Genomic DNA, 21,710 nt, shown 5'->3' on the forward strand with positions numbered 1-21,710 from the left:
CGATAATCACATTCATAAGGCGTGTGTCCGTTGGCCGGCCCAGGGCGCCAGCATAAAGCTGAATGCCAGGCCCAGGCTGACCGAAAGACCGAAATTACTCACGGCAGGCGTGCTCGAAACCGCCAGCAGGCCGAACGACAACCAGGTGGTCAGCGCCGCCAGCAGCGTACCCAGCAGGCTCACGGCTGCGCCGCCGATCTGCTCGCGCATCAGGATCGCGTAGTCGACGCTGATCGCCGTCACCAACAGCAACCCGAACAGGCTGAACAGCGTCAGCGGCTGGCCCAGCCAACCCAGGCTGGCCAGACTGCACAGCGCCGCCAACAGGGGCAGGGCGACGATGCGCAGGGCGCCGCCAAAACCGAAAGGCATAACCAGTAACAGCACGATCAGCACGCACGACATCAGCTTCAGCTCCGCGGCGCTGATCTGTGTGGCGGCGAACACGCGGTTCAAATCACCCAGGCGATCGACCAACTGCACGCCCGGCAAATCCAGTGCTTGCACCCGCAACAGCGCCGGGTTGTTGAGGCCTTGCAGGCTGACCATCGCGGCGACGCCGCCGTCCACCGGGCCCAGCCAGAGCGTGCGCCAGGGTTCGGCCAGGGGGCCGATCAACGCCGCGTCGATGTCTTCGATGGGCAGTGCCTGCAATTGGGCCACTTCGGCCTGCAGGGCGGCTGCCGGAACACCGAGGTCCAGCAGCGGCTGCCAATGCTGGGGGAGTGCGTTGAGGGCATCGCGCAGTCGTTGCTGCTCGGCCGGCAGGCTGACCAATTGATTGAGCGCCAGATAACCCTGGAGCTTGTCCATATTCACCAGTTGATCCAGGCGCTGGGCCAGCGCGCTCTGACGCTCGAGCAACTGCTGCTGATTCTCGGCGCGCACCAGGAAGAACTGGCTGGTGGGCTGGAACCCGGTGATACGCGCCACGGCCTGGGCCTCTTGCAGCAGTTGCGGCGGGGCGCCGATCCACTGGCGGATATCGTTTTTACTGTTGAGCTGCCACAGGCCACCGGCGCAAAACAGCAGCACCAGCGCCAGCAACACCGAGCTAGGCACGCGCTTGAGCAAGGCGACGCGCAACTGCCACAGGCCTTCGGCGATACGCAGCGGCCACTGCGCCGGGCGCAGTTCGATGCCGTTGAGCAGCGCCGGTAACAGGCACACGGCCGACAGGTATGCACCGACTAAACCGGCGGCGGAGAACACCGCGATTTGCGTCAGCGCCGGGAACGGTGTCCAGGCCAACGCCAGGTAACCGATGCAACTGGTGGCCAGGCTCAGGCTCAGCCCCGGCAGGGTCAGGCGCAAGGCCGGCCAACTGCGCCAGGGCTTGAGGCTCCAGCTTTTCGACAGGTAATGCAGCGGGTAATCCACCGCCACGCCGATCAGGCTGGAGCCGAGTACCAAGGTCATCACATGCATATGGCCAAACAGCGCCACGCAGGCCACCGCGCCAAACAGCATGCCCACCAGCACCGGCACGAAGGCCAGCAGCACGCGCCAGCGGCGAAACGCCAGCAACAGCAACAACAGGATGCCCACGGTCGCGCCGCCGCCGACCCAGGTGATTTCCCGGGTTGCCTGCTGCTGGCCGTTGGCCGCATACAGCAAACCGCTGGCGGCGAGCAGTTGTGCGCCCTGCCGGCCTGCTTGTTCACGGCTGGCCTGGAGCAGGTCCGCCACTTGCAACGGCAGTTTCATATCGAAGGCGTTACCGGTGGTGCGCGCGCGCAGCAGCACCCAGCTTTTGCCGTCGGCGTCGGCGATCAACGCGCCGCTGCCGATATCCAACTGCACCGAACCGCGCTGCGGCTGGCTGTTCTGGATGCGGCCGGTCAGGCCCAGCCAGTCCTCCTGGCCAGGCACCAGGCTGAAGCCGGTGAAGGGGTCGAACAGTGACTGCACGCGTTGCTGGATAAATGCGTCGGGGTGTTCGATCAGTTGTTCGCGGTCTTTGGCCGCGAGCATGGCCAGTCGACCGCGCAGCAGTTGCTCACGCAGCGCCGGCAGGTCGGCTTGCAGGTTCCATTGCACCGTTTCAAACAGCCCGCTGGCCTGCCAGCGCTCGCCCAACTGTTGGGCCATGGCCACCGCTTGCTGGCGATCGGCGTGCCCCACCAGCACCAGCATCTGGCGGTTCAATGGTTCCTGCATGCGCTGCTCGGCTTGCAGCTCAAGGGCGTCAGGCGTACTGCCCGGCACCAGTTCCATCAGGTTGGCCGACAGCGGTGCGCCATGGCGCCACTGCCAGCCGGCCAGTGCCAACACGGCCACCAGCAGGATCAGGAACAGACGCGGCAACAGGCGCTCACTGGGCAAAGTCATGGCGCTCCGCGTCGCTTAGCGGCTGGCTTGCCGTGCTGTCCTGCATGCGCAGTACGGTGCTGTCGCCCTGGGTTTCCAGCAGTTCGATGGTCTGCACCAGTTCACCGCCATTGATAGTGATCTGGGTGAACACCTGCTTGAGCAGCAACGAACGCGGGATCAGCGTGAGCGTCCACTGCGTGGCTTCGCCTCGCAGCTGCAGTTCGAAGTCACGCTGCAAGCCGCTGCTGTCGCCCTGCAGCACGGCCAGGAACAGGCGATTCTGCTCCGCGCCGGCGCTCTTGTTCGGCAGGCTTTGCCAGCCATTGGCGTCACGCCGGGCGATGCCCTGGGCGCTGATGCGGTAGTCCTGTTGCAACGGGGTTTTGAGCAGCCACAGCAGGCCGTGGTCCTTGGCCAGCACAAAGGTGCCCTTGCTGACCAACGGTTGTGGCAGCGCGCGCAGGTGTTTCTCCTGGATGAAACTGCCGTGGATCACGCTGGGTTTGGCCAACTGATCGCTGAGTTGTTGCAGGTCGAAGGCGTGGGCGTTGAGGCTCAGCAGCACGCCGACAAACAGGATAAACGCTCTCATGCCAAGGCCCTCGCGACCGCATCGGTGAACACCTTGGGCGACGCCAGCTGCATCTCGCGACTGGCTATTTCGACCGCCACCTGCACGGTGCTGGCGCGGGTCAAGCGCTCGCCGCTGGCCAGGTCGGTGATCAGGTAATTGACCTTCAAGCGGTTCTCCCACTCCACCAGGCTGGCGCGCACGTTGATGGTCTGGCCAAACACGGCACCGCGTACATAGCGCAGTTGCATGTCGATCACCGGCCAGGCGTAGCCGGCTTCGAGCATCGCCGTGTAGTTGTGGCCGATCTTGTCCAGCAGCGCACAACGCGCCACTTCCAGGTACTTCACGTAATGCCCGTGCCACACCACGTTCATGGTGTCGACGTCAAAAAACGGCACCAGGATTTCGGTGTCGCAGTGCAGCACGCCGGGGCTACGCATGCAGCCTCCAGTGTTGCTCGGCAATGCGTTGCAGGCACAGGCGCAGTTCACCTTCCAGGGCGCGGTCTTCGATAACGGGCGCAAAGTCCTCGGCCAGTTGCGCGTGCATGGCCGCCAGTGCCGGTGGCAGCGGCCGCGCATCCTCGGCCCTGGCACGCAGCCACACGCCTTGGTTGGCGGCGAGCAGTGTGGCGGCGGCGACCTGTTCGGTCAGCTCCAGCACGCGGATCGCATCGCGGGCGGCGATGGTGCCCATGCTCACTTTGTCCTGGTTGTGGCACTCGGTGGAGCGCGAGAACACGCTGGCCGGCATGGTGTTTTTCAGCGCTTCGGCGGTCCAGGCGCTGGTGCCGATCTGCACGGCCTTGAACCCGTGGTTGATCATCGCGCGGTCGGCTGGCGCGCCCGACAGGTTGCTCGGCAGGCCGTGGTTGTAACGCACGTCCACCAGCAGCGCGAGTTGGCGGTCGAGCAGGTCGGCCACGTTGGCCACCAGGGTCTTGAGGCTGTCCATGGCAAAGGCGATATGCCCACCGTAGAAGTGCCCGCCATGCAGTACGCGTTCTTCTTCGGCGTCGATGATCGGGTTGTCGTTGGCGCTGTTCAGTTCGATTTCGATAAACGAGCGCAGCCAGTTCAGGCTGTCGGCCAGCACGCCCAGAACGTGCGGCGCGCAGCGCAGGGAGTAGCGATCCTGTAAACGGTGCAGCGGCGCGGTCGGGGCGTCGATGGCCAGGTCCTGGCGCAGCCACGCAGCGACTTGCATCTGCCCCGGATGCGGCTTGGCCGCGAACAGGCGTTCGTCGAAGTGCTCCGGGTTACCTTGCAGCGCCACCACGTTGAGCGCGGTGATACGGGTGGCCAGCTGCAACAGGTAATCGGCGCGGGCAAAGGCCAGGCAGGCAAGACCGGTCATCACGGCGGTGCCATTCATCAGCGCCAGGGCTTCCTTGGGCCGCAGTACCAGCGGCTCCCAACCGAGTTCGCGGTGCACATCGGCCGCCTGGCGGCGTTCGCCACGGAACAGCACCTCGCGCTCGCCGGACAGGGTCGCGGCCACGTAGGACAGCGGCGTCAGATCGCCGCTGGCGCCCACCGAGCCTTCTTCCGGGATCAGCGGCAGTACGTCGTGTTCGAGGAACCCATGCAGGCGCTCCAGCAGCTCCACACGCACCCCGGACACACCATGGCACAGCGACTGCAAACGCGCGGCCAGCACGGCGCGGGTGGCCTGGGCGTCGAGCAACTTGCCCAGGCCGCAACCGTGGAAGGTATACAGGTGACGCGGCAGCGCTTCGACGTGCTGCAACGGCACCGCCACCACGCACGAGTCGCCGTAGCCGGTGGTCACGCCGTAGATCACGCCCTCCTTGTCCAGCAGCGAATCGAGGAACTGCGCGCCCTTGGCGATGCGCTGGCGATAGGCAGCATCGCCCTGCAACTGCGTGGGCGCCTGACGGTTGGCCAGGGCCAGCACGTCTTCGATGCGCAGGGGGCGTTCGCCAAAGGTTACCGGCTCAAGATGCGTCGTCATCGGTCTTCCAGAAAGGGTAAAAGTTGAACCATTGTTGGGGCGCTTCCAGGCAGAACTGGCCCAGGCGTGCGGCGTAGCGCGCGGTCCACTGAGCGATGACCTGCTCGCGGGTGCTGCGCTTCCATTCGATGGAGTGCGCGAACGGCTCGATCGTCAGGTGATAACGGCCCTGGTGCTTGAGGCACATCAGCAGGTTCACCGGGCATTTGAGCAGCCCGGCCAGCAGCCACGGGCCTTGGGGGAACGCGGCGTTCTGGCCGAGGAAGTCCACGCGCACCGTGCGCCCACCGTGCAATGGCACGCGGTCGCCGGCGATGGCCAGCCACTCGCCGTCGTCCAGGCGCTGGCTGAGCAGCAGCATGGTGGCCGGGTCCAGTTCGCTGACCTGGATCAGACGCAAGTGGGTCGCGCCGGCTTCGCCCAGCAACCGGTTGAAGCGTTCGGCATGCTTGGTGTGCACCAGCACGTTCATGGTGACTTGCTCGCCGATCTCCGCCAGCGCACGGCACACTTCCAGGTTGCCCAGGTGTGCGCCGACCAGCATCTGACCGCGTTCGCCCCGCAGTTGGCCGCGCAGTTGCGCCGGGTCGTGGATGCTGATCTGTTCCAGGCGCAGCTTGCCGTTCCACACGTCGAGTTTGTCGAGCAGGGCGTCGGCGAAGGCCATGAACTGACCGAACACTTTGCGATGGCTGGGGCGCAACTCATCGCGCCCGCTCCATTCGGCCAGGCGTTGCTGGTAGTGCCAGGCGCTCTGGCGCGCGGTGCGGCCAAACAGGAAGAAGTACAACACGATGCCGTACAGCACCGGGCTCAGCAGGCGGCGGCCGAGAACCTTGGCGGCGACAGCGGTGATTTTCATCAGCAGGTAGCTGCCGCGCTCCTCGCGGTCGGCCCAGTGTTTGGCGCTATCGTTCATGCCTGCCACCGTCGCCACAGGATCATCGGCGCCCGCACCAACATGCCGAAAAACAGCCGGGTGTGCATGGCGCTGATGCGCACGTTGTCGTGAAACAGCCGGAAGTGCGACAGGCCGTCGGCGGGGTAATGCACCTTGGTCGGCAGCCAGCGCATCGGCTGGTTGCGCCAGGCCAGGCGCACCAGGATGTCCGAGTCGAAGTCCATGCGCGTGCCGATGTACGCGGAGTCCATCAGCGCCAGCACCGGTGCCAGCGGGTAGATGCGAAAGCCGCACATCGAGTCGCGGATCTGCAGCGACAGCGTGTTGATCCACACCCATACGTGGGTCAGGTAGCGCGCGTACAGGCGGCCCTTGGGCACGCTCTCGTCGTATTCGGGGTAGCCGCAGATGAGGGCGTCGGGGTGTCTGCGCGAGGTGTCGATAAACGTCTCGACTTCGCGCAGGTCGTGCTGGCCGTCGGCGTCCACCTGCAGGGCGTGGGTGTAGCCCAGGCGCGTCGCTTCGCGAAAACCCGCCATCACGGCGCCGCCCTTGCCTTGGTTGTGCGGCAGGGTCAGCAGGGTGACGTTGTCCAGGGTCGCCAGTTGCGCCAGGACTGCCGCGCAGGCGCGGCTGCTGCCGTCGTCCACCAGCAGGCACGGCAGGCCGCTGTTCAGCAGACTGCTCACCACGGCGGGCACGGCGCCTTCGTGGTTGTAGACCGGGATCAGGGCGCAGGGGTTATGCATCGGCGGCCTCCAGCAGAATCCGCCCGCTGGAGCAGGCGGCGACGCCGTTGCGGTAGGCGAAATACAGTTTGCCGCGCTCCGCGTCGAAGCGCAGGTGCAGCTCGATCGTATCGCCGGGACGCACCAGTTGCTGAAACTTGAGCACTTCCATGCCGGCAAAGGTGGCGGGCAAATCGAGCAGTTGCTGGCCGAGGTTGAACGCCCACTCCACCTGCACCACGCCCGGCAGCACTGGGGTGACCGGGAAGTGCCCGCTGAAATACGCCAGGTCCGGCGGTACGCTCAATTGCAGGGTCCATTCGCCATTGGCCTGGACCTGCTCCAGCACCAGCGGCGTTTTCGGTCGGGGCGCCAGCAGCAGTGCCGCCACATCGGCCTGGGGCAATTTGCCCTGGGCATTGAGCGGCAGTTGCTGCAGCAAGCGCCAGCGACGCGGCAGTGCCAGGGCTTCGCAATGTTGGCTCAGGTGCTGGCGCAGGGTTTGGGTGAGGCTGCGCCGGCCTTGATTGCGCAGGGCGTGCAGGCCATCGGCGCTTAACACCAGCAGCGCGCCAAGGGAGGCGCGGTTTTCCTGAACCACGCCCAGGCGCGTTTCGGCGACCCACGGGTGGGTCATCAGCGCCTGTTCGAGCATCGGCAGGGAGATGCGTTTTTCTTCCAGCTTGACGATGCGGTCCAGGCGGCCGAGCAGCTCGAAGCGGCCATCGGCATGAATGCGTGCGGCGTCGGCGGTCTGTTCGATATGCCCAACGGGCAGGTAGGGCGAGGCGATGCGCAAGGCACCGTCGGCGTCCTGGCTCAGTTGCACATCGGCAAACGGCTGCCAGGGCTGCGCGCCCTGGCGCCAGGCGATGCCGCCGGTTTCCGAGCTGCCGAGGATTTCCGTCGGCCATTGCTGCAAGCGTTCGTGCAGGCTGGCGGCGGCCTCGACGGGCAGCGCGCCGCCTGAGGAAAACACCCGTGCTACCTGGCTCAGCGCGGGCCAATCGAGGTTGTCGCCCATTCGCTTGAGCAGCGCCGGGCTCGCCACCCAGGCGAACTGCGCGTGCTCGCGGCTGGCGCGTTGCAAGTCCTCGGGGAACGCCAGTTGGGTGCGTACAAAGGTGCGTCCGGCGCACAGCGGCCAGAGCACACGGAACAACAGGCCATAGATATGCTGGGTGGCGACACTGCCAATGATGCAGGCGTCCTTGAGGTCTGCGCCCCACAGTGCTTCCAGGGCTTGGACTTCGTTGGCCAGCTGGCGCAGGGTTTTGTCGATGCGCTTGGGCTCGCCGCTGGAGCCGGAGGTGCACAGGCTCAGTTGGCAGGTGTCCAGGTCGAGCGCGGCGGGGCTCAACGGGGCCTGGTACAACGCGTCCAGGTCCGCCGCTTCAGTCAGCCACGCGTCGACGCTGTCAGTCCAGCGTTGACGGGTCTGGGGCTGCAGATCGGCGGGCAGCAGCACGCTGACCCCGGCACGCCAGGCGCCGAGCAGGGCAATCGCCAATACGCCGGCGTCTTCCAGGTGCACGGCCAGGTGCCGAATGCCGCGCGCTTGCAGGCCGGCCGCCAGGCGCAGGGAACGCTCCCAGAGCTGGGCGTGATTCATCGCAGGTTCGGTGGTGACCCAACGCTGTTGCAGCGGCTCAAGCAGCAAGTGCTCAAGTTTCAACCCTTTCATACGCGGCCTCGAACCCTTTGTCGTACCAGCCATTCCACGGCAAACAACAACCCCATCAACCCGTAGGCGATCATGCCGTTGTACAACGTCCACCAGCTCAGCGGCGCCCACAGGGTGAGGGCGGCGGCCAGCAGGCCGTTACACAGAAAAAACACGCTCCACACCACGGTGACCTTGCGCGTATACGCCACCGCCTGCGGTGGCAGTTGCGGTTCAGTCATGCGGGCCAGGCGTTCGACCATCGGCGGCCCGTACCTCAGGCTCAGGCCGAACAGCGCCAGCATGAATGCGCTGACCAGGCTCGGGTACCAGCGCAACAGGTGCGGGTTGTCGAACCAGGCCAGTAACAGGCAGAACACGATCACCGCCAAGGCCATCGGGCGACTGCCCGGGCGGCGTGCGCCAGTGAGCGCGCGCAGCAGCCACAGGCTGCCGAGCAGCAGGCCGAATTGCCACGGCGCAAAATGCTCGGTGCCGTAATACACCGCAAAGGGGTACAGCAGCCCCGCCAACAACAGGCCAAGGCCGATCAGCCGGCTCATGCGGCAGGCTGGACCAGACGGTACACCGCCTCAACCACGTCGTTCACGGTGCGCACCGCCTTGAACTCTTCGGCGGCGATCTTCTTGCCGGTCTGGCGCTTGATATGGTCGATCAGGTCCACGGCATCGATGCTGTCGATTTCCAGGTCCTGGTACAGGTTGGCGTCGAGGGTGACGCGTTCCGGGGGCAGTTCAAACAGTTCCACCAAGGCGTCGCGCAGGGTGTTGAAAATATCGTCACGAGTTTGCATGGTCCGGTCTCAAGCTGCCTGTCTGGCCGTGACGAACGCCGCAAGGCTGGCCACGTTGGTGAAGTGGTTACGGGTGTCCTTGGCGTCGGCATCGATCTTGATGCCGTACTTTTTCTGGATCGCCAGGCCCAACTCCAGGGCGTCTACCGAATCCAGGCCCAGGCCTTCGCCGAACAGGGTTTGATCGCTGCCGATGTCGTCGACGCTGATGTCTTCCAGGCCCAGGGCCTCGATGATCAGCATCTTAATGTCGTGCTCAAGGCGGTGTCTGTCGCTCATCTTCGGCGAGCTCCTTAATAAAATAGTGGTGCAGGTAATCGTTGAGCTTGCGCGAGGCTTGGGGCGCGGGCCCCAGGGTTGCGAACGCTTGTGGTTCTATATCGGCACCCACGCGCAAACTGAAGTGCACGCGGCATTTCGGGATGCGATACCAGGGTTCGGCCTTGGTCAGGGTCGTGGGGCTGACCTTGATCACCACGGGGGTGATGATTGTCGCACCGCGCAGCGCAATGGCGGCGCCACCGCGATGAAAGGCAGGTGCCGCGCCGGGTGTGGTACGGGTGCCTTCGGGAAAGATGATCAGGGTCTGGCCGCTTTTCAGAGCATCGGCGGCGGCATCGAGCATTTCGGCACTGCCGTCGTTGCTGATGTAGCCGGCGTCACGCACCGGCCCACGGGTGAAGGGGTTTTGCCACAGGCTGCGTTTGACCACGCAGTTGGCCTGGCGCACCAGACCGATCAGAAACACCACGTCGATCAGCGACGGGTGGTTGGCGATGATCATCTGGCCGGGACGGCCGAGCCTGTCGGCGCCTTCGACGCTGTAGGTCAGCACGCCGGCGCGTTGCATCAGGCGAATAAAGAACCAGAACAGCCAACTGATAGTGTGGCGGGCGCGGCGTCGGTGGTTGGCCGCGCTCCCCGGCAGACAACTGAGCAGGGGGAATACCAGCAAACGCAGGCACAGCCCACCGAAGCCGAACAGCGCGAAGCTGGCAGCGGTTGCGAACAGGCGCCAGTAATAGGCGTCCCGTGGCTTATCGGTCAGGGCTTGCGTTGCCAATTCCATACGCGGTTCTTCCAGGCATGTTGGCAGGCACGCTGCTCGGTGAGCAGGGTGCGCAGCAGGTTCAGGGCGTGGGGCCACTGTGTTTGAGTGGGTTGGACACTGCCTGGCGTGAGTTCCAGTTGCCATTCGTCGCCCGGCGTCAGCAGCAGGCCGAGGGCGTAGGGGAAGGGCACATCAACGATCCAGTTGGCATACGCCTGTGGCGGTTGCTCTTCGGTGATCACCAGCAACACGGCAGGCGCGCCTTCGCGCAGCAGCGCGGCGGCTTCGAGCATGCCGTGTTCCAGGCCGTCGCCGGCGGCGGCGAGGGCGGTCATTTCGCTGGTTTCATTGCGCAGAATCGACCACAGGCCAATCACCGCGTTGTGCACCGACAGGCTGAACTGGGTCGGCGACAGCGGCTGCTCGTTGGCCAGGTCGCTGAGGATGTCGAGGGTGCGCGGGGTTTCGCCATGCCGGGAAATAAACACCAGCGGCAGGTCTTGCAGGCCTTCGGCCAATGGCCAACCGACGCTGAACGCCATGCGCGCCAGGCGGCTCAAGCGCCGGCGCTGCATGGCGGGCAAGAAGGATACGTCGGGCGACGCGTCGCTGGCGGGCAGCAACACCGGGGCCTGGCACCACGCATGCCAGTCGTGCGCGCGCTCCAGGCCAGGAGCCCAGGCGCGCCATTGGGCGATGTTGAAGTTGATCACTGAGAAGTTATCCCGCCCCTGCGGGCTTCCATGTGCGGCTTTTGGCCCCGAAAACCGGGGCAGGGATCAATAGCCGAATGGCGCGCATTATCCCGGTGCCGTGGGGTTCTAGCAAATATTGGTAAAGATTTGTTCACGGCGGATGACAAGCAGGTCGCAAAGATTTGCCGATTGTCCTTTACCGGGTGCCCCTTGGATTGTCGGACTGTTCTTATTTATCTGTATTTGATACGCCGCCAATGCGGCGATGCATCGCTGAACGAGGTAGCTAACAGGCGCTTTTGCCCTCTACACTCGGACATTCATTGATACACGGAGGTTTTTCCATGCGGCGTGTGGTGTTCAATCAGAAAGGCGGCGTGGGCAAATCCAGCATCGCCTGCAACCTGGCGGCGGTCAGTGCCAGCGAAGGCTATCGGACCCTGTTGGTGGACCTCGATGCACAGGCCAACTCCACCCAGTACCTGACGGGGTTGACCGGCGACGACATTCCCATGGGGATCGCGGATTTTTTCAAGCAAACCCTGTCTTCCGGGCCGTTTTCGAAGAAGAACAAGGTGGATATCTACGAGACCCCGTTCGACAACCTGCACGTGATCACCGCGACGGCCGAGCTGGCGGACTTGCAGCCCAAGCTTGAGGCCAAGCACAAGATCAACAAGTTGCGAAAGCTGCTGGACGAGCTGAGCGAAGATTACGACCGGATCTACCTGGACACGCCGCCAGCGCTGAATTTCTACGCGGTTTCGGCGCTGATTGCTGCCGATCGCGTGCTGATCCCCTTCGATTGCGACAGCTTCTCGCGCCAGGCCCTGTATGGCCTGCTGGCGGAAATCGAAGAGTTGAAGGATGACCACAACGAAGGCCTGGAAGTGGAAGGCATCGTGGTCAACCAGTTTCAGGCCCGGGCGAGCCTGCCGCAGCAGATACTCGATGAGCTGATTGCCGAAGGGCTGCCGGTGCTGCCCGTGTACCTGGCCAGCTCGGTGCGCATGCGCGAGTCGCATCAGGAGAGCAAGCCACTGATTCACCTTGACCCTCGGCATAAGCTGACCCAGCAGTTTGTGGAGTTGCATAACTTGCTGGAAAACGGCTGACCTCAAAGGCAAGACACATCCACCGTTGCGGGAGTATTCCTGCTAGAGGATCTGGATGTGTCTTACAAGGGCTGTAGGAAGGGTCTGGCAATCGCCGCTGTACCTTGTCTCAACGCCTACAGGTACGCCAGAATCCGCCGGCTTGTACGTCTGGATGGGCGTCTCTAAGGTTTGCCGGTCGCTGAATGTTCAGTGATCGGGTTTAGTAGCCCGAGTGTGATCGCCGAAACGTACAAGTCTCATCTACCGGGCTTTCAGCCTGTACATGATGGTGGCTGTGCGCAGGGCACCTTCGGGTGCGCCGGTCTTCGGCTTTCCACCGGTCTACTAACCTGCGTACAGCTGCCACCCTTCGTTTAGTAGCGATTTGATGGTGGCCCAAGCCGGGAAAGTCGATTATGCCAAGCGCTACACACCTGTTCTGCGTATCACCCAACCTCCCCACCGAAACCCTCGTGCTTAACAGCTACGAAACCTTCTCTTCGGTGCGCACCTTGTTGCTCAACCTGTCCAACGACCTCACCGGTGAACACCGCGATGTGGCCCTGGCCATCCATCAACTGAGTGAACTGGGCATCATGCTGGTCGGCCAGATGATGGATCGCGAAGCCCCCGTAGTCAGCACATAAAACCCAGTCGGAAACCTGGGAGCGGGCATGCTCGCTCCCGCTTTGGTCGGTATTGCCCGCAGAGCCGCCTTACACCCCCTGGCTGCGCAACCAACTGATCAACTGCGGCAACGCAAACGCCCCGCTCTGGCGCGCCACCTCGCGGCCATTCTTGAACAGAATCAAACTGGGGATCGAGCGTATCCCCAACTGCGCCGATAACTGCGGGTTGGCTTCACTGTCGAGCTTGGCCAGCCGGCACTTGCCCGCAAGCTGCCCTGCCGCCTGTTCAAACACCGGCGCAAACGACTTACACGGCCCGCACCAGTCGGCCCACACATCCACCAGCAACGGCAGGTCGCCCTTGATCTGGCTGGCATAGTCGCCTTGTTTGAGCTCAAACGGTTTGCTCAACAACACAGGTTGCTTGCAGCGCCCGCATTTGGGCGCATCACCCAGGCGCTCGGCGGGGATGCGGTTGAGGCCGTTGCAATGTGGGCAGGGAATAACGAGTGGTTCGGACATGGTGCGCTCCGCGAGTGTGGCCAATGCTCCCTATCTGGAGTCAGGTGCCAGCGTTATCAAGTTGAACGTGCGACAGATCCGCTGGCTGGCGGAGTTCTTCAAGGTACCGGTCGACATGTTCATCTAAGCGCGAGCCTGGCGTATCACGACGAACAACTGATCTCCAAATGCTTGCCCCAATCCGGCGGCCGCTGCGCGTATTGTTCCATCCCTGCCTGTTCTTCGAACGGTTTGGAAAGCACCGCATGCAGTCGTCGCACTTCGCTGTAATCGCCGGACTCGGCGGCGGCGATAGCGTTCTGCGCCAGGTAGTTGCGCAGGATGTACAGCGGGTTGACCGCGTGCATCCGCGCACGGCGCTGCTCTTCGCTGTGGTCCCCATCCCGCTCGACACGGGCCTTGTACTGCTCGGCCCAGGCATCAAACCCGGCCATGTCGACAAAATCATCGCGCAAGCGCGTCACCGCCAATGCGGCCGATTCATCCCCCAGCCGGCGGAAGAACAGGGTGTAATCCACGCCGCTGTTCTGCATCAGCTTGAGCAGGCGCTCCACCAGTTTCTGGTCATCGTCTTCGGCCGTGGTCAGCCCCAGGCGGCGGCGCATCAGGTCCAGGTAGTGGGCTTGATAGAACGGCAGGTACAGGCCGAGGGCTTCTTTCAAGGCGTCGACGCTGATAAACGGCGTGAGCGCCTGGGCCAGGGCGCTGAGGTTCCATTGCCCGATCGGCACCTGGTTGCTGAAGGAGTAACGTCCCTCGTGATCGGAATGGTTGCAGATGAAGTGCGCGTCGAAGTCATCCAGAAACGCAAACGGCCCGTAATCGAAGGTAATGCCCAGGATCGACATGTTGTCGGTGTTCATCACGCCATGGCAGAAACCATAGGCCTGCCATTTAGCGATCAGTTCGGCGTTGCGCTCGACAATTTCGCGGAACATCGCCAGATACGGCTCAGGCTGTTCGCGGCATTCGGGGTAATGCAGGTTCAATACGTGCTCGGCCAATTGGGCCTGCTGTTCGGGTTTCTTGGTGTAGTAGAAATACTCGAAATGCCCGAAGCGGATATGGCTGGGCGCCAGGCGCAGCACCATCGCGCCGCGCTCCTGTTTCTCGCGCCAGACCGGCGTGCTGGAGCCGATTACGCACAAGGCGCGGCTGGTGGGGATGCCCAGTGCGTGCAGCGCTTCGGAGGCCAGAAACTCGCGAATCGAAGAGCGCAACACTGCGCGGCCGTCGCCCATCCGCGAGTACGGCGTCATCCCGGCGCCCTTGAGGTGCAGGTCCCAGTGCTCGCCGGCTTCGTTATACACCTCGCCCAGCAGCAAGCCCCGGCCATCGCCGAGTTGCGGGGTGTAGCCGCCGAATTGGTGCCCGGAATAGACCATCGCCCGCGGCTCCGCGTCGGCCCATAGCGTGTGGCCGCCGAACAGTTCGGCGAACACCGGTGTGTCGGCAACGGCGGGGTCGAGGTCCAGCAGGGCCATGGCGGCCTCGCTGGCCACGACGAGGCGGGGCTCGTCGAGGGGCTCAGGCAGGACGTGGGTTGAGAACGCGTCGCCCAGGCGTGCGAAGCGGTTGTCGAAGGTCAGTTCGTCGAGGGCTTTCACCGGCCATCTCCAGCAGAATGTCCGAGCATTCTGCTGGGGATAGGGCGTTTAGTCGAGTTTGCTCGGCGGCGGCTCCGGCGCATCCTGGACTTTTGCGGCAGGCGGCTCGGGTGCGTCCTGCTCCGTCGTGGGCGCCACGATGGTCTTGCGCTCGTCTTCCACCGGCACCAGTTTGTATTCCTGGCCGTGCATATTTTTCAGGTACACCTCCATCTGTCGGAACGAGATGTTGATGTGCTGTTTCTTGAATTCACGGTTGATGTAGCGGTTGACCTCGTCCAGCACCGGGTTGCGGTCGCCCAGGTCACGCACGTGCATGCGCAGTTCGTGGTCCAGGGTGCTTTCGCCGAAGTTGAGGAAGTACACGTGGGGCTCGGGTTCTTTGAGTACCCGTGGGTTTTCTCTTGCGGCCTTGAGCAACAAATCCTTCACCAGATCCAGGTCCGAGCCGTAGTCCACGCCCAGTTTCAAGGTGACGCGGGTGATGGTGTCGGTCAGCGACCAGTTGATCAACTGCCCGGTAATGAACGTCTTGTTGGGGACGATGATGTCCTTGCGGTCGAAGTCGGTGATGGTGGTGGCGCGGATGCGGATCTTGCTCACCGTGCCCGACAGGTTGCCGATGGTGATGGTGTCGCCGATACGCACCGGGCGTTCGAACAGGATCATGATGCCGGAGATAAAGTTGGCGAAGATCTCCTGCATGCCGAAGCCCAGGCCCACCGACAGCGCGGCCACCAGCCATTGCAGTTTGTCCCAGCTCACGCCGAGGGTGGACAGCGTGGAGACAAACCCCACCCCGGCAATCACGTAGGACAGCAGGGTGGTGGTGGCGTAGGCGCTGCCCTGAGCCAGGTCGAGCTTGGACAGCACTAACACTTCCAGCAGGCCGGGCAGGTTGCGCGCCAGGGCGAAGGTGATGCCGATGATGATCAGTGCGCCGAGCAAGTCGCCGATGCTGATAGGCACCATGCTGATATTCGCACCGGTGCCACTGGTGTATTCGTACAGCGTGACGTTATCGAGGTAGGAAAACACCGAGATCAGGTCCGACCACACCCAGTACAGCGCAGCGATAAAGCCGCCGAGCAAGGCCAGGCGAATCAGGCGCATGGACTGCTCGTTAACCTGCTCGATATCCAGGGTCGGTTCTTCGATCACCGCTTCGCCGTCTCCGGCTTCCTTGGCCGCCTGGCGTTTGGCCAGGGCGCGCGAGTAGGCCAGGCGCCGGGCGGCAACGCCCAGGCCACGAACGAAGGTGGCTTCGATCACCAGCCAGAACATCAGCAGGTACAGGGTGTTGATCAGCCGATCGCTGAGCTTCAGGGCGGTGTAGTAGTAGCCAAAGCACACGGCAATGAACAGGGCGATGGGCAGCGCGGTAAACAGCAGGCCCATGGCTTTGCGAAACAGTGAGGCTTTTTCGTGGGTCGGGCTGTGCAGCAGCAGGCGGCCAAGCAGCCAGGCCATCAACGCGTAGCACAACAGCACCACGCCGATGCCCAGCACGTCGTCGGCCAGCGCCGCCGGCTGGTGTTCGGCGATGGCCACCACGGCCACCAGCGCAAGGACCACCAGCCCGAGTTTGCGCACCCAGCCTTGCAGGAATTCGACTTGGGGTTTTTCCCAGCGGAAGTGCAATTCGGCCACGCCACCCGGCGCCAGAATGCGGTAAGCGGTGTAGAACACCAGCCACGCCTGGGCGATTTGCAGCAGCGCCGAGCCGAGGTTGGCGTTTTGCCCGCGGGCGTCGATCTGCAGCGCGTAGCCGCACAACGCCAGGCCCAGGGCGACCGGCATCGCCAGCAGTATATTGATCAGGATCGCCTGGGGCGTGTGCCACTGGCTGTCGCGCTTGAAGTGGCCGATGTCCAGGTGGACCTTTTTCAGGCGCGCGTACAGGGCGTTGCGCCGCCACAGCAGTGCGCCGATCAACAGCAGCAACGGCAGGAACAGCAGCGGACGCTGGGTCAGGCCGTCATACAGTTCGCTGACGCTGGATGCCCACGGCAGGGTAGTGACTTGCTTGCTCAGGTGCGCCGGCACGGTCTCCAGCCACTCGGTGTCCAGCGGCTTGTTGCTGGGGATCCAGAACATCTGCTCGTCCAGCGTGGCGCGCAGGGTGGTGGCGGTGCTGAGCAGTTGTTTCTGGTTGAGTTGCAGGGTGATGGATTCGTTGAGCAGCGCGCTCAGCTCGCGGCTCAGGCGTTCGAGCAGGTCGCTGCGGGTGACCGCCAGTTCCAACAGCGTGCGGCGCAGCTGCGGCGTGACGTCGTCCGGTGGCTGGTTGGCCAGCAGGTTATCCACATAAGCGCTGGGAGAGCTGATCAGCTCGCGCTGCTGGTTAACCTCGAACTGGTACAGGCGAATGTTGGCGATGTCGTCGGCCAGATCGCGGTCTACGGTGAGGCGCGGCAGCGCTTGTTTTTGCTTATAGAGAATCTTGGAGAGCAGCAGGCTGCCCTTGAGCACGTTGATCTGCTCGTCCAGGGCCGAGTCGCTCTGGGTCACGGTGTCCAGTTGCTGCTTGGTTTGCAGGTTCTTCTGGGTCAGATCGTTGAGGCGGTCGGTGCTTTTGAGCAGGTAGTCGGAGAGCTTCAGGTTCTGCGCGCTTTCAGTGGCCAACAGGCTGCTGCCGCCGGCCTTCTGCGCTTCGATGGACTGCTGGGTGACGGTCTGTTGTGACTGGGCCAGACGTTTTTGGTTGATCAGGGTTTGCAGGTCCTGGATTTCTTGCTCCAGGCGCGCGGTTTTTTCCTGGATCAGGTCGTGCTGGCTGTTGCCCAGGTCTTGCAGTTGGCTGTTGCCGGCCAGTTCCTGGCGGCGCAGTGGGATCAGGGCGTTGAGTGCGGCGAGTTCGGCGTTGAGTTGGTTGCGTTGGTCGCCGGTCAGGGCTTTGCCGTTGTCTTTGCCGGCCTTGAGGATCGAATTGATCTGCAGAATGCGTGTCTGGCTGCTGCTGATTTCGGTCTGGGCGCGCTCTGGGCGGGTCTGGGCGGCGATGGTCAGGCTGTTGGCATCGGCCAGTTCCTTTTGCAGATCACCTTGCTGCGTGCTGCGCTGCACCAGCAGTTGTTCAAGTTGTGGCACCGGCAGGGTGGCGTACCGCTGGGCCACCGGGATGATTTTGGTGGCCTTGAGCCGGGTCAGCTCGCGCTGGTTTTCGTTGGTCTGGCGCGGTGCGTCCTCCAACTGGCGCTTAAGGTCGACAAGACGCTGCTCGTAATCCTGCTTGTTGCCCAGGTAAGTCAGGGTCTGCTGCAGGATGTTTTGCAACGCTTTCATGTCGGCGTCGGGCAGCTTGCGGTCGGGCAGCTTGTCCAGGGTTTGCTGGATGGCATCGGCGCTGGGCGGCTCGGCGGCGTAGACGCTGCCGGTGCATAGAGTCAGGCCCAGCAGGGCAGTGGCAAAAAAGGTGCGCAGGATTGTCATGGATACCAGTCAAGCAAGGCAGAGAAAATGGGGGGCGTGGCGCCACAGCCCCAGCAGTTTAGAGGAAGAGCCCGGGGCCTGGACGACTTCCTTCGGGGAATTTGACGCCGACTTTTCCGATTCTGTTCCCGTCCATGACTGCGACGGTCCACAGGGTGTTGTTCCACTCCACCTGGTCGCCGACGATAGGTGCGCCGCCGACTTTCTGAGTGATGAAACTGCTCAGCGGCATGTCCGGGTCGATACCGTCCAGCTTCAGGCCATAGAGCGCCGACACCGCGCCCAGCTGGGCGTCGCCTTCGAGGACGAAATCGCCGAAGAAACGCAGGTCGAGGCCGCGCTGCGGCGCCTGGCTGAACAGCTTGCCCAGGGCCGGCAGGTTGTGTTCATGGCCGATCACACAGAGCAGATCACCGACTTCCAACACCGTACTACCCGACGGATGGAGCAGTTGCTGGCCACGGAACAGGGCGGCGATGCGGGTGCCTTCGGGCATTTTCAGCTCGCGCAGGGCCGCGCCGATGCACCACTTTTCGGCGCCCAGGCGGTAGACGAACAGTTCCCACTCGCTGGTAACGTGCACTTCCAGCGCGGCGCGGGAGATCGGCGCAGGGTCCGGTGGTACCGTCACTTTCAGCAACTTTGCCACCCACGGCAGGCTTGTGCCTTGCACCAGCAGGGAGACCAGCACGATAAAGAACGCCAGGTTGAAGTACAGCTGCGCATGGGGCAAACCGGCCATCAGCGGGAACACCGCCAGGATGATCGGGACCGCGCCGCGCAGGCCGACCCAGGCGATAAAGGCTTTTTCGCGACCGTGGAAGGCCTTGAATGGCAACAGGCCGACCATCACCGACAGTGGCCGCGCAAACAGGATCATCCACAACGCCAGGCCCAGGGCCGGCAGGGCGATCGGCAGCAAATCATGAGGCGTGACCAGCAGGCCCAGCACCAGGAACATACCGATCTGTGCGAGCCAGGCCATGCCGTCGAGCATGTGCAAAATGCCATGACGGCTGCGCACCGGGCGGTTGCCGATCACCAGGCCGCACAGGTACACCGCGAGAAAGCCGCTGCCGTGCAAGGCGTTGGTCAGGGCGAAGACGAACAGGCCGCCGGCGATCACCAGGATCGGGTACAGGCCGGTGGCCAGGTTGATGCGGTTGACCATCTGCAGCATCAGCCAGCCGCCGCCCAGGCCGACCAGACCGCCGATGCCGAACTCGCGCACCAGGTGGGTCAGCAGGCTCCAGTGCAGGCCGGTCTGGCCGCTGGCGAGCATGTCGATCAGGGTGACGGTGAGGAACACCGCCATCGGGTCGTTACTGCCGGATTCGATCTCGAGGCTGGCCGTGACCCGTTCGTTCAGGCCCTTGCCGCCGAGCAGCGAGAACACGGCGGCGGCGTCGGTGGAGCCGACAATCGCGCCGATCAACAAACCTTGAATGATGTTGAGGTCAAACAGCCAGGCGGCGGCCATGCCGGTGAGGCCGGTGGTAATCAACACCCCCACCGTGGCCAGCGACAACGCCGGCCAGAGTGCCACGCGGAAACTCGCCACCCGTGTGCGCAAACCGCCGTCGAGCAGGATCACGGCCAGGGCGAGGTTGCCCACCAGGTAGGCGGTTGGGTAATTGTCGAAGATGATGCCGCCGCCATCGACGCCGGCGACCATGCCCACGGCCAGGATGATCACCAGGATCGGGATGCCCAGGCGCGACGAAAGAGAACTCACCAGAATGCTCGCACTCACCAGCAACGCGCCGATCAAGAACAGGCTGTTGATGGTCGTCGCATTCAAAGGCAGTACTCCATGGGCAAATAAGACAGGGCGCAAACTGACCATGCAGTCTGCGTGCCAGCGATTCTAACCTGTTGAATTGCAGTGCTGTCAAAAAGCTTTGATGACCGGCGCAGAACTGAATGTGGGAGGGGGGCTTGCTGTGGTGAGGGGCCTGTCCCCGACGAATTCAGCGGAAATCCCAGAGGACCGCTTTGCGGCCCAGCGCAGGGCAAGCCTGCTCACCACAGCAAGCCCCCCTGCATATTTTTAGCCGAGTGCACGCCGTCAGAGGCGGAAGCGGCCGACCATCCCGTTCAGGTCCACCGCCAGGCGCGACAATTCGTTGCTCGCCGCGCTGGTCTGGCTGGCGCCGGCGGCCGATTGCACCGACAGGTCACGGATATTGACCAGGTTGCGATCCACTTCCCGTGCCACTTGCGCCTGTTCTTCAGCCGCGCTGGCGATCACCAGGTTGCGTTGGTTGATCTCGACGATCGCGGTGTTGATGGTATCCAGCGACATGCCCGCCCCTTTGGCGATGTTCAGTGTCGACTCCGCGCGTTCGGTGCTGTTGCGCATCGAGTCCACCGCATGTTCGGTGCCGGTCTGGATGCTGCCGATCATGCGCTCGATCTCGCTGGTGGACTGCTGGGTGCGATGGGCCAGGGCCCGCACTTCATCAGCCACCACCGCAAACCCGCGACCGGCTTCACCGGCGCGCGCCGCTTCGATGGCGGCGTTCAGGGCCAGCAGGTTGGTCTGGTCGGCCAGGCCGCGAATCACATCCAGCACTTTGCCGATGTCGCGCGACTCATCTGCCAGCTCGCCGATCAATGTGGCGGTGGCCTGTACATCGCCGCTCATGCGCTCGATGGCGCTGACGGTTTCCTGCACCAAGTCGCGGCCGTCGCCGGCCGACGTGGTGGCGTTGCGCGAGGCCTCGGAGGTGCTCACGGCGTTGCGCGCGACTTCTTCGACGGCGCTGGTCATCTGGTTGACGGCAGTAGCGGCTTGTTCGATTTCGTTGTTTTGCCGAGTCAGGCCACGGGCGCTTTCGTCGGTGACCGCGTTGAGCTCTTCGGCGGCGGAGGCCAGTTGCGTGGCGGAACCGGCGATGCGTTGCAGGGTGTCGCGCAGCTTGTCCTGCATCTTGGCCATGGCGGCCAGCAGGCGAGCGGCTTCGTCGTTGCCGTCGACCTTGATCGGCCGGGTCAGGTTGCCTTCGGCGACTTGTTCAGCGGCTTCCAGTGCCTGGGCGATAGGCTGCGTGATGCTGCGGGTCAGCAGCCAGGCTAACAGTATTGTCAGCGCCGTGGCGATCACCAGCATGCCAATGACCAGGTCAAAGGCCAGCGTGTACTGGTCTTCAGCCTCTTGATTAGTGGCAGCCGCCGCCTTGTTGTTGTAGTCCAACAGGCGATTAAGCACTCCGTTGATCTGTTCGGAGTTGGTCAGCAGCTCAGTGTTAAGCAGGGTACGCAGTTGGTCGATCTGGTTGGCGCTCGACAGGCTCTTCATGCGCGCTTCAATCTGCTGATACTGGGTCAGCAGGCGCATGTATTCGTCATAGATCGAGCGCTCTTCACCGCTGTCGATCAGTTTTTCGTAGGTGTTCTGGGCCGCGCGGATCTGCTGGTTACGCAGTTCGAAGGCTTCCAGGGTCTTTTGTTGAACCTCGGGCTCACGGTTGGTGAGCAACCGGTACGACAGCACGCGCAGGCGCAGGGTCAGTTGGGTGAACTCATCGAGGGCGCGGATGCTCGGTACGCTGGACTGGGTGATGTCTTGGGTCGCAGCACGGATCTTGCTCATTTGACTGAGCGCGAACACACCCAGAAACAGCATCAGTGCACCAATCAACGCAAAGCCGAGGAAGGCCCTCGGAGCGATATTCATATTACGAAGTGACATGCGGGGATCCTGGGGG

Annotated in this window: 20 protein-coding genes and 1 pseudogene; 3 read left to right on the forward strand and 18 right to left on the reverse strand. The window is 63.4% G+C overall.

All coding sequences use genetic code 11. The annotated features are described in order from the left end of the window. Positions 1–12: 12 nt before the first annotated feature. The 12 genes from PSH59_RS02140 to PSH59_RS02195 are packed head-to-tail and all read right to left on the reverse strand — an operon-like array spanning position 13 to position 10,731. A complete protein-coding gene (locus PSH59_RS02140; protein WP_370694409.1) occupies positions 13–2,325 on the reverse strand; it encodes an MMPL family transporter in 2,313 nt (770 codons plus the stop codon). Continuing rightward, positions 2,315–2,905 (reverse strand): outer membrane lipoprotein carrier protein LolA, encoded by a 591-nt coding sequence (locus PSH59_RS02145; protein ID WP_305394192.1) that lies wholly within the window; start codon positions 2,903–2,905, stop codon positions 2,315–2,317. The genes PSH59_RS02140 and PSH59_RS02145 overlap by 11 nt, the downstream gene beginning before the upstream one ends. Further along, positions 2,902–3,327, reverse strand: a complete 426-nt coding sequence (locus PSH59_RS02150; protein ID WP_248077206.1) for a thioesterase family protein — start codon at positions 3,325–3,327, stop codon at positions 2,902–2,904. The genes PSH59_RS02145 and PSH59_RS02150 overlap by 4 nt, the downstream gene beginning before the upstream one ends. Beyond that, on the reverse strand, positions 3,320–4,861 hold the full coding sequence (hutH, locus tag PSH59_RS02155; protein ID WP_305394193.1) for a histidine ammonia-lyase: 1,542 nt from the start codon (positions 4,859–4,861) through the stop codon (positions 3,320–3,322). The genes PSH59_RS02150 and hutH overlap by 8 nt, the downstream gene beginning before the upstream one ends. Next, positions 4,845–5,780 carry a glycosyl transferase gene (locus PSH59_RS02160; protein WP_305394194.1) on the reverse strand — a complete coding sequence of 312 codons (936 nt, stop codon included), beginning with the start codon at positions 5,778–5,780 and terminating at the stop codon, positions 4,845–4,847. The genes hutH and PSH59_RS02160 overlap by 17 nt, the downstream gene beginning before the upstream one ends. Then, positions 5,777–6,511 carry a glycosyltransferase family 2 protein gene (locus tag PSH59_RS02165; RefSeq protein WP_305394195.1) on the reverse strand — a complete coding sequence of 245 codons (735 nt, stop codon included), beginning with the start codon at positions 6,509–6,511 and terminating at the stop codon, positions 5,777–5,779. Before PSH59_RS02165 ends, PSH59_RS02160 begins: the two co-directional genes overlap by 4 nt. Continuing rightward, entirely contained in the window at positions 6,504–8,174 is a 1,671-nt protein-coding gene (locus tag PSH59_RS02170) for an acyl-CoA synthetase family protein (RefSeq protein ID WP_305394196.1), read from the reverse strand. The genes PSH59_RS02165 and PSH59_RS02170 overlap by 8 nt, the downstream gene beginning before the upstream one ends. After that, positions 8,171–8,716, reverse strand: coding sequence for a hypothetical protein (locus tag PSH59_RS02175; RefSeq protein ID WP_305394197.1), 546 nt, complete (start codon positions 8,714–8,716; stop codon positions 8,171–8,173). The genes PSH59_RS02170 and PSH59_RS02175 overlap by 4 nt, the downstream gene beginning before the upstream one ends. Further along, entirely contained in the window at positions 8,713–8,967 is a 255-nt protein-coding gene (locus PSH59_RS02180; protein ID WP_003187949.1) for an acyl carrier protein, read from the reverse strand. Before PSH59_RS02180 ends, PSH59_RS02175 begins: the two co-directional genes overlap by 4 nt. A 9-nt stretch (positions 8,968–8,976) precedes the next feature. After that, positions 8,977–9,246: a phosphopantetheine-binding protein gene (locus tag PSH59_RS02185; RefSeq protein ID WP_248077218.1), complete on the reverse strand. Its 270-nt coding sequence runs from the start codon at positions 9,244–9,246 to the stop codon at positions 8,977–8,979. Continuing rightward, on the reverse strand, positions 9,224–10,036 hold the full coding sequence (locus tag PSH59_RS02190) for a 1-acyl-sn-glycerol-3-phosphate acyltransferase (RefSeq protein WP_305394198.1): 813 nt from the start codon (positions 10,034–10,036) through the stop codon (positions 9,224–9,226). Before PSH59_RS02190 ends, PSH59_RS02185 begins: the two co-directional genes overlap by 23 nt. Next, positions 10,012–10,731 carry a beta-ketoacyl synthase chain length factor gene (locus PSH59_RS02195; protein ID WP_248077223.1) on the reverse strand — a complete coding sequence of 240 codons (720 nt, stop codon included), beginning with the start codon at positions 10,729–10,731 and terminating at the stop codon, positions 10,012–10,014. Before PSH59_RS02195 ends, PSH59_RS02190 begins: the two co-directional genes overlap by 25 nt. 326 nt (positions 10,732–11,057) lie before the next feature. Between PSH59_RS02195 and PSH59_RS02200 the strand changes: the two genes are divergently transcribed. After that, complete coding sequence (locus tag PSH59_RS02200; RefSeq protein ID WP_248077227.1) at positions 11,058–11,828, forward strand: ParA family protein; 771 nt, start codon at positions 11,058–11,060, stop codon at positions 11,826–11,828. Positions 11,829–12,226: 398 nt separating this feature from the next. Further along, positions 12,227–12,457, forward strand: a complete 231-nt coding sequence (locus tag PSH59_RS02205) for a DUF6124 family protein (protein WP_248077231.1) — start codon at positions 12,227–12,229, stop codon at positions 12,455–12,457. A 69-nt stretch (positions 12,458–12,526) separates the two neighbouring features. On the opposite strand, the gene trxC is transcribed toward PSH59_RS02205, so the two are convergent. Next, positions 12,527–12,961: a thioredoxin TrxC gene (trxC, locus tag PSH59_RS02210; protein WP_248077234.1), complete on the reverse strand. Its 435-nt coding sequence runs from the start codon at positions 12,959–12,961 to the stop codon at positions 12,527–12,529. Between trxC and PSH59_RS02215 the strand changes: the two genes are divergently transcribed. Then, positions 12,960–13,088: a hypothetical protein gene (locus tag PSH59_RS02215; protein WP_305394199.1), complete on the forward strand. Its 129-nt coding sequence runs from the start codon at positions 12,960–12,962 to the stop codon at positions 13,086–13,088. The two genes, trxC and PSH59_RS02215, sit on opposite strands and share 2 nt — an antisense overlap. A gap of 16 nt (positions 13,089–13,104) precedes the next feature. Here the strand turns inward: PSH59_RS02215 and selO are convergent, their stop codons facing one another. From selO to PSH59_RS26200, 5 genes and pseudogenes are all read right to left on the reverse strand, one after another. Next, the gene (gene selO, locus PSH59_RS02220) at positions 13,105–14,568 is read right to left on the reverse strand and encodes a protein adenylyltransferase SelO (protein WP_305394200.1); all 1,464 of its coding nucleotides are present in this window, start codon (positions 14,566–14,568) and stop codon (positions 13,105–13,107) included. Between the two features lie 48 nt (positions 14,569–14,616). Then, entirely contained in the window at positions 14,617–18,000 is a 3,384-nt protein-coding gene (mscK, locus tag PSH59_RS02225; protein ID WP_305394201.1) for a mechanosensitive channel MscK, read from the reverse strand. A gap of 58 nt (positions 18,001–18,058) precedes the next feature. Then, positions 18,059–19,801 (reverse strand): potassium/proton antiporter, encoded by a 1,743-nt coding sequence (locus PSH59_RS02230; RefSeq protein WP_305394202.1) that lies wholly within the window; start codon positions 19,799–19,801, stop codon positions 18,059–18,061. A 267-nt stretch (positions 19,802–20,068) separates the two neighbouring features. Then, complete coding sequence (locus PSH59_RS26195) at positions 20,069–20,941, reverse strand: methyl-accepting chemotaxis protein (protein ID WP_370694410.1); 873 nt, start codon at positions 20,939–20,941, stop codon at positions 20,069–20,071. A gap of 30 nt (positions 20,942–20,971) precedes the next feature. Continuing rightward, positions 20,972–21,694, reverse strand: a pseudogene (locus PSH59_RS26200) (MCP four helix bundle domain-containing protein); the annotation flags it as partial. Between the last annotated feature and the right edge of the window lie 16 nt (positions 21,695–21,710).

The organism is Pseudomonas sp. FP2309, assembly GCF_030687575.1.
Classification (GTDB): Bacteria; Pseudomonadota; Gammaproteobacteria; order Pseudomonadales; family Pseudomonadaceae; genus Aquipseudomonas.